The organism is Pseudomonas sp. 13B_2.1_Bac1 (assembly GCF_025466155.1).
Lineage (GTDB): Bacteria > Pseudomonadota > Gammaproteobacteria > Pseudomonadales > Pseudomonadaceae > Aquipseudomonas > Aquipseudomonas aylmerensis.
On sequence record NZ_JANLOH010000098.1, the window covers coordinates 1 to 6,669 of the forward strand.

The 6,669-nt window shown below is 63.6% G+C and carries 6 protein-coding genes; 2 read left to right on the plus strand and 4 right to left on the minus strand.

Translation table 11 applies throughout. From position 1 onward, the window contains the following. The first annotated feature begins 173 nt into the window (after positions 1-173). On the plus strand, positions 174-1,088 hold the full coding sequence (locus tag NTD80_RS24250; protein WP_262135289.1) for a GGDEF domain-containing protein: 915 nt from the start codon (positions 174-176) through the stop codon (positions 1,086-1,088). Position 1,089: 1 nt separating this feature from the next. Continuing rightward, complete coding sequence (locus NTD80_RS24255; RefSeq protein ID WP_262135290.1) at positions 1,090-2,127, plus strand: AraC family transcriptional regulator; 1,038 nt, start codon at positions 1,090-1,092, stop codon at positions 2,125-2,127. Here NTD80_RS24255 and NTD80_RS24260 read toward each other — a convergent pair. From NTD80_RS24260 to NTD80_RS24275, 4 genes are all read right to left on the minus strand, one after another. Then, positions 2,114-2,995: a LysR family transcriptional regulator gene (locus tag NTD80_RS24260; protein ID WP_120448276.1), complete on the minus strand. Its 882-nt coding sequence runs from the start codon at positions 2,993-2,995 to the stop codon at positions 2,114-2,116. The two genes, NTD80_RS24255 and NTD80_RS24260, sit on opposite strands and share 14 nt — an antisense overlap. 179 nt (positions 2,996-3,174) lie before the next feature. Then, positions 3,175-3,792 carry an isochorismate family cysteine hydrolase YcaC gene (gene ycaC / locus NTD80_RS24265; protein ID WP_027607149.1) on the minus strand — a complete coding sequence of 206 codons (618 nt, stop codon included), beginning with the start codon at positions 3,790-3,792 and terminating at the stop codon, positions 3,175-3,177. 20 nt (positions 3,793-3,812) lie between these two features. Then, positions 3,813-5,651, minus strand: a complete 1,839-nt coding sequence (locus tag NTD80_RS24270; RefSeq protein WP_065906128.1) for an amidohydrolase — start codon at positions 5,649-5,651, stop codon at positions 3,813-3,815. Beyond that, a complete protein-coding gene (locus tag NTD80_RS24275) occupies positions 5,648-6,238 on the minus strand; it encodes an antibiotic biosynthesis monooxygenase (protein WP_262135291.1) in 591 nt (196 codons plus the stop codon). The genes NTD80_RS24270 and NTD80_RS24275 overlap by 4 nt, the downstream gene beginning before the upstream one ends. Positions 6,239-6,669 lie beyond the last annotated feature (431 nt).

Below are 6,669 nucleotides of genomic sequence, written 5' to 3' on the forward strand. Positions count from 1 at the left end.
CCCCCCCCCCCCCCCCCCCCCCCCCCCCCCCCCCGCTCCCACATTTGTTCGGCGTTTGGCGGGAAATTTTATTTATCCCATGAGCTGATTCGACCCTCCCCCACCGTCATCCAACCGTCACGTTCATCTGCTGTGCTGGCGCCCATCGCTCATTTGCCCAAGGACTCGCGGCCATGTTCTCCGTGCTCAAACCCCATCGCTGGAAACTCGCCCTGCTGCTGGTTGCCGCCAACCTCGGGCTGATCCTGCACCTGGCCTGCGGCGAGTTGAAATACGTCAGTGAATGGGCCTGGCTGGACATTTTCGGCGAAGGCGGCTCGGCCCTGTTGGCGCTGGTGTGGCTGGGCCTGGTGCTGAAAAGCCGACCCGCCGGGCGTGTCACCAATTACCTCGCGCTGGGGCTGTCGTGCATCTTCTTTTCCTGGTGGATCGACAGCCTCGACGAATTTATCCGCCTGCCCGACAGCATCACCTGGGACCACTGGCTGGAGTCCGGGCCGATGCCGGTGGGCATGATCCTGCTGACCATCGGTATCTACCACTGGCACCGCGAACAACTGGCGATCAGCGCGCAAATGGAGAAACGCGAGCGGCTGTTTCGCGAGCATCGGCTGTTCGACAAACTCACGCCGCTGGCCGGCGCCGACTACCTCAAGCGCCAGTTGGCCGACAGCCTGCAAGACAGCCGCGAGCAACAACAACCGCTGTCACTGCTGGCCCTGGACCTGGATAACTTTGCCGCCATCAACCAGGCTTTCGGGCACGTCGAGGGCGACGCGGTGTTGCAGGCCCTCAGCCATTTGCTGTTGCTCAACCTGCGCCGCCAGGACTTGCTGTGCCGCCTGGCCGGCGACCGTTTTGTGGTGCTGTTGCCCAACACCGGCGAACGCCAGGCCCAGGTGCTGGCGCTGGAGTTGCAACAGGCCGTGCGTGGCCTGGCCCACAAGACCCGCCAACAGGGCGAACGCCTGCAATTGGCCGCGACTACGGCGGTGGTGATGGCCCTGGACGAGCCGCCCCACGACCTGCTCAAGCGCCTCAACCTGGCGCTGGCACGGGCCAAGCAACCGCTGGCGAAAAGTGCCTGAGATGGCCGTCAAGACCAGCTGGTATGAAAGCGACACGCGCTTTATCCCCGGGCATTACCAACCCGCTACCTTGATCGACCTGGCCTTGTCCCGCGACATCGACAGCCATCGCCTGCTGCGCGGCACCGGGCTGTTCCACGAGGACATCCTGGCCGGCAAGGCGCGGTTGAGCCCGCAGCAGTTCCTGGCCCTGATCGGCAACAGTCGCAAACTGCTGGATGCCGACGACAGCAGCTTCCTGTTTGGCCAACGCCTGCTGCCCGGCTACTACGGCGCCGCCAGCCACGCCCTGGGCCACGCGCAGAATCTGCACCAGGCACTCGAACTCCTCATCCAGCAGCAAGTGCTGCTCAGCCCATTGGTCACCCTGCAACTGGAGCTGGATGAGCACCACGCCTACCTGTATTGGCTCGACAGTTGCGGCGCCGGCGAGCACTGGCGTTTCCTGCTGGAGGCCAGCGTGACCTCACTGGTTGCCATGAGCCAATGGCTGAGCGGCCAACGGCTGCCGTGGGCGTGCAGTTTCAGCCACGCCGAGCCGCGTTACGTCGAGCAATACTGGGTGAACCTGGGCGAAGGCACGCGCTTTGCGCGCCCGCTGGACATGCTCAGCATTCCGCGCGAATACCTCACCCACCCGTGGCCGGGTGCCTCGGCCACTGCCGGCCAGGTCGCCCGTCGCCAGGCCTGCGAGCAGATCGAACACTTGGGCTTTGCCGGCAGTTTTCTCGACTGCCTCTACGACTACCTGCGCGATCACGTACGCCAGCCGCCGAGCCTGGAACAGGCGGCCCAGGCGTTTGCGATGAGCCCGGCGACCCTCAAGCGCAAACTGCACAAGCACGACACCGGTTTTCAGCAGCAGGTGGATCGCGTGCGCAAGCAGGTGGCGTTGCACCTGTACCAGGTCAAGGGCTACAGCAATGAGGAAGTGGCGGCGTACCTGAATTTCAACGACGCGGCCAACTTCCGACGCTCATTCAAGCGCTGGACCGGCAGCACGCCGAACCTGATCCGCCAGTTGTTCAACAGCCACTAGCCAGGCGTTCGCGCAAGAACTCCACCAGCGCCTGGACGGGCCGTGAGCTTTGCCGGTGCTGCGGGTACACCGCCGACAGCGTCAGGGCTTCGGGGGCGAAGTCGTCCAGCACGCTTACCAGGCGCCCGTCCTTCAAGGCCTCGCCGACGATAAAGGTCGGCAAGTAGGTGACGCCCAGCCCGGCAATCGCGGTGTCGCGCAGCAGGTCACCATTGTTGACGCGCATGCGCCCGCTGACGTTCAGCGCCTGCAGCTTGCCCTTGAAGCGCCACTGCACCTGGCGGCCATGGCCGTAGGGCAAGCAGTCGTGGTCGGCGAGATCGTCGGGTTTCTGCGGGGTGCCGCGCAGGGCCAGGTAATCCGGGCTGGCGCAGTAGACGCGCGGGATGCTGGCGATACGGCGGGCAATCAGGGTGGAATCTTCCAGGGTGCCGATGCGCAGCACCAGGTCGTAGCCTTCGCCGATCAAATCCACCGGGCGGTCGCTGAGGTCGACTTCCACCGACACCTGGGGATAGCGCTGCAAAAACTGCGGCAACAGGCAGCCCAGGTGCGCCATCGCAAACGACAACGGCGCGCTGAGGCGCAGGGTGCCGCGCGGTTCGCTGTTCTGGCCGGCGATGCCCTGCTCCACTTGCTCGACTTCGGTGAGCAGGCGCAAGGCGGATTCGTAGTAACTCTGCCCCAGGGGCGTGACGTCCAGGCGGCGGGTGGAACGGTTGAGCAGGCGCACGCCGAGGCGATCTTCCAGCTGGATCAGGCGGCGGCTGACAAACTGCTTGGACAGGCCGAGCTGTTCGGCGGCGGCGGTGAAGCTACCGGATTCCATGACCTGGCAGAACAGGCGCATGTCTTCGAAGGGGTTCATTGTCGCTTCTCGGTGGACAGTTTGCTGATTTATAGCGGGTCGGTCGCCTCACCACAAATCAAATGTGGGAGGGGGCTTGCCCCCGATTGCGGTGTGTCAGTCTCAATAGCTTTGACTGATACACCGCAATCGGGGGCAAGCCCCCTCCCACATAGATCACCTACAGGCTTGAAAACCGGTTACTTGGCAGTAAACGCCGAGTAGCTGTTCATCAGGTTGCGGTAGTTGGGGATGCGCGGCGACAGCAGGTTGGCCAGGCCTTCCATGTCGTTGCGCCAGTCCACTTGCAGCTCACAAGCCACGGCGAACCAGTTCACCAGTTGCGCACCAGCGGCGGTCATACGGGCCCAGGCGGCTTGTTGCACAGTTTCGTTGAAAGTACCGGAGGCGTCGGTGACCACGAACACCTCGAAGCCTTCGTCGAGGGCGCACAGGGTCGGGAACGCTACGCACACGTCCGTCACCACGCCGGCAATGATGATCTGCTTACGACCGGTAGCCTTGACCGCCTTGACGAAATCTTCGTTGTCCCAGGCGTTGATCTGGCCAGGGCGGGCGATGTACGGCGCGTCCGGGAACAGTGCCTTGAGCTCTGGCACCAGTGGGCCGTTAGGACCGCCTTCAAAACTGGTGGTCAGGATGGTCGGCAGGTTGAAGAACTTCGCCACATCGGCCAGGGCCAGCACGTTGTTCTTGAACTCGTTGGGGGAGAAATCCTGCACCAGCGAGATCAGGCCGGTCTGGTGATCCACCAACAGCACCACCGCGTCATCTTTGTTCAAGCGCTTGTAAGTCATGGGTTAACTCCTTCGGGGGTTTAAAAAGCAAAACACGAGCAGCCAAACGCGCCCCAGAAACCCTGGAAGTCGCTGACCGGCACGCTGCTGAGGCGGGCCTTTTCATGGCTGTGGGAATGCACGCCGCACGGGCCGCTGCACTGGTGAACCTGAGCCTGCACCGGTGAAGTCGGGCGCCAGTGACCCGGCACCTTGACCACCGGCGACCAGTCCGGCAGCACCGGCACACGCGGTGGCGCGACATCGTCGAAGTCGCCGGCGCCGTACACCACCTTGCCGCCGACCACGGTCAGCACCGATTCGATCCATTTGATGGCCTCTTCATCGACGCTGAAAAAATCCGCCGAGAGTGCGGCGACGTCCGCCAACTGGCCGACCTTGATCTGGCCCTTCTTGCCTTGCTCGGACGAGAACCAGGCGCTGCCATGGGTGAACAGTTCCAGCGCAGTCAGGCGCGGCAGGCCTTCGGCGTGCAGCTCCAGGCCGCCCACGGTGCGGCCGCTGACCATCCAGTACAGCGAGGTCCACGGGTTGTAGCTGGAGACCCGCGTGGCATCGGTGCCGGCGCCTACCGGCACGCCTTCGGCGAGCATGCGCTTGATCGGCGGCGTGGCTTCGGCCGCCTTGGCGCCGTAGCGCTCGACAAAGTATTCACCCTGGAACGCCATGCGGTCCTGGATCGCAATACCGCCGCCGAGGGCGCGCACGCGCTCGATATTTTTCGGCGTGATGGTTTCGGCATGGTCGAAGAACCACGGCAGGCCATTGAACGGAATGTCGCGATTGACCTTCTCGAACACGTCGAGCATGCGCGAAATGGACTCGTCATAGGTGGCATGCAGGCGGAACGGCCAGCGCTGCTCCACCAGATGGCGCACCACCGGCTCCAACTCCTGCTCCATGCTCTGCGGCAAGTCGGGACGCGGCTCGAGGAAGTCTTCGAAGTCGGCGGCGGAGAACACCAGCATCTCGCCGGCGCCGTTGTGACGCAGGTAGTCATCGCCCTGGTGCAGGGTGACGCTGCCGGTCCAGTTCCTGAAGTCGCTGAGTTCTTCCTTGGGCTTCTGGGTGAACAGGTTGTAGGCGATGCGGACCGTCAACTGCTGATCCTTGGCCAGTTGTTCGATCACCGCGTAGTCATCGGGGTAGTTCTGGAAGCCGCCACCGGCGTCGATGGCGCTGGTAAGGCCCAGGCGATTGAGTTCCCGCATGAACTGGCGCGTCGAATTGACCTGGTATTCCAGCGGCAGTTTCGGGCCTTTGGCCAAGGTCGAGTAGAGGATCATCGCGTTGGGCCGCGCCACCAGCATGCCGGTGGGGTTGCCGTGACTGTCGCGCACGATCTCACCGCCCGGCGGGTTCGGCGTGTCCTTGGTATAGCCGGCCACGCGCAGTGCCGCGCGGTTGAGCAAGGCGCGGTCATACAGGTGCAGCACGAACACCGGCGTGTCGGGCGCGGCCTGGTTGAGTTCGTCGAGGGTGGGCATGCGTTTTTCGGCGAACTGGAATTCGTTCCAGCCGCCGACCACGCGTACCCATTGCGGCGTGGGGGTGCGATCAGCCTGGTCCTTGAGCATGCGCAAGGCATCGGCCAGCGACGGCACGCCTTCCCAACGCAGTTCGAGGTTGTAGTTGAGCCCGCCACGGATCAGGTGCAGGTGCGAGTCGTTGAGGCCGGGAATCACGGTGCGGCCCTTGAGGTCGATGACCTGGGTGCCACTGCCGCGCAGGGCCAGGGCTTCACCGTCGGTGCCAACGACGACAAAGCGGCCTTCATGGATAGCGACGGCGGTGGCGCGCGGGTTTTCACGGTCCACGGTGTGGAACTGGCCATTGAACAGAATCAGATCGGCGTTCATAGGGTTTCCTTTACTGAGGCTTCAAGCCAGGGAGCGAACAGGCGGGTGGCGGCCGGCATCAGCAGGTAGACCACCAGCAGCACGATGGTCAGCGTCACCAGGAAGGTCGCGACCACGTAGTTGGATAAAAACGGGTGCAGGCGCAGGACCGGGCCCCACACGATGGGCACCAGCAGGGTCAGCGGCAGGATCACGCACAGGGTGACCACCGCCTGCTTCCAGCGCGGCGGCTTGGCGGCGCTGTCGGCCAGGGGCGTGAACCAGAACTCGTTGGCCGCGCCGATTTCGGTGTTGTCGCCGTCCGCCAGCATGGGTGTGGCTTCGGCGATGAGGGTTTTGCGCTCGGCGGAATCGAGCCAGGTTTGCAGGTCATCGGTGGAGCGGTAGCGCAATACGCAGGTGAACAGCGCCAGGCCGTTCTGTTTGCTGCGCACGACGTCGACGCCGAGGTGCCCGGGGCGCGCGCCGGCGATTCGTACGATGTGGCGTAGCCAGGTTTCGTAGTTGGCTTCCTGGCCGGGTTTGATCAGGTGTTTGACGACCAGGGTGACGACTTCGTCGGGTCCGGTTTTGGGTGCTGGGTGCATGGGTGCCCCTCTGCCTTGATGGTTTGGCGGTGAGAGGAGTTTGGGGGGATGGGGGTGGGGAAAATTGGATGTACGTGCTGTTTGGGGGGGGACGTTGAGATTGAGGTTGAGTGTATATCCGTTATTTGGGTAATGGCCGCGTATGGTTCCGCTCTTACAGCGGGTCACTTTTGGAAAAGAGCCCCAAAAGTAACCAAAAGGGCTCTTGCCCCAACACTCGGCACCTCGCCTAGGCTCGGTGTGCCCTCACTCCGGCTTGAATCCGTGGGCCGCCGCCACGCGCCATCCATGGCGCGGGGCGGCTAACCCGGCGTCCTGCCGGGTTACCCACGGATTCAAGCCTGCGTTCGGCCAGCGTGTTTAATGGGGCGCCTAGATCAAGATCAAGGTCAAAAGCGGCTCGCTTCGCATCGTGGGTTGTGGTTGTTTAC